Annotated in this window: 1 protein-coding gene; it reads left to right on the top strand. The window is 57.8% G+C overall.

All coding sequences use genetic code 11. The annotated features are described in order from the left end of the window. Positions 1 to 240 precede the first annotated feature (240 nt). Entirely contained in the window at positions 241 to 1191 is a 951-nt protein-coding gene (locus tag QMM04_RS22625; RefSeq protein WP_031280017.1) for an IS110 family transposase, read from the top strand. Positions 1192 to 1211 lie beyond the last annotated feature (20 nt).

The following is a 1211-nucleotide window of genomic DNA, read 5'->3' as shown; positions in this document are numbered from 1 at the left end:
AATGGCGCCCCTTATATCCCGATCATTCTCCTCCGGGTATGATGATCCCCGACTGATCATCGGGAAGTTGCTGGTGAGATGGGGGCGCCCCCTGGGCATAAAGCCTGCTTCGTAGATTCATCCCCGGCAACTTAACTCCCGCCTTCAAGACCGGACGGTATCCTGTGCCCCGAGCACGCATCCATAAGGATGGTCATGGCGGTTTCCCTGTGCTGTTAAGGAGAATCTATGCAAACCCGTATGCCTGTCGGCATTGATGTTGCCTCCGGAAAGTTTGATGTGGCCGTCTGGAAAGGCGACACGTCTTACAAAACCAAAGTCTTTCCCAACACCCCTAAGGGCTTTATCGCCCTGAAAAAATGGCTGGAGCCGTTCGGCTGCTGCCATATCTGCATGGAGGCTACCGGCGCGTACAGTGAGCCGCTGGCCACCTTCCTGCACGACGAAGGCTATGATGTCAGCGTGGAAAATCCCGCGCGCATCAGGCGCTTCGGACAGGCGGAGCTGAGCCGTAACAAGACGGATAAAGACGATGCGCGCATGATAGCGCGCTACTGTAAACTGCACGGCCCGTCGCTGTGGCAGCCGGCGCCGCTGAATGAACGCAGGCTGAAGGCGCTGGTGAAGCGCCTGACGAATCTTCAGGAAATGCGGCAGATGGAAGAGAACCGGCTGGAGGTCTCGGATGCGGTGGTGCAGCCCTCAATCCGCGTGGTCATTGCGGCGCTGGATGCGCAGATAGACGAAACGAAGCGGGCAATAAACGACCATATCGACAATGACCCGGGCCTTAAAAAGAACAGGGAACTGCTGGAGTCCATCCCGGGCATCGCGGGCGTGCTGAGCAGCACGATGCTGGCGTATCTGGGGGACATGTCGAGGTTCAGCAGCAGCAAGGCGCTTGTGGCGTGGGTGGGTCTGAATCCGATGCGGCAGGAGTCCGGTGAGTGGAAGGGCAAAAGCAGGATATCGAAGATGGGCAACAGCGCGATGCGCAAGGCCCTGTACATGCCTGCGATAGTGGCGATGAAGTGGAATCCGGCGGTGAGTGCGCTGAAGAAACGGCTGGATGCGGGTAAGAAAACGGGAAAAGTCGTGGTGTGCGCGGCGATGAAGAAGCTGCTGCAGCTGGCTTATGGCGTGCTGAAATCGGGTCGTCCGTTCGATGCCGAAATATGTCTTGCCAGGTAACCGGCAAGACGGTATCTACA

The organism is Pantoea sp. Pa-EAmG (assembly GCF_030024295.1).
GTDB classification, from domain to species: domain Bacteria; phylum Pseudomonadota; class Gammaproteobacteria; order Enterobacterales; family Enterobacteriaceae; genus Pantoea; species Pantoea dispersa.
Note: the sequence above shows the minus strand (reverse complement) of the source record. Positions and strands in the feature narration are given on the sequence as shown.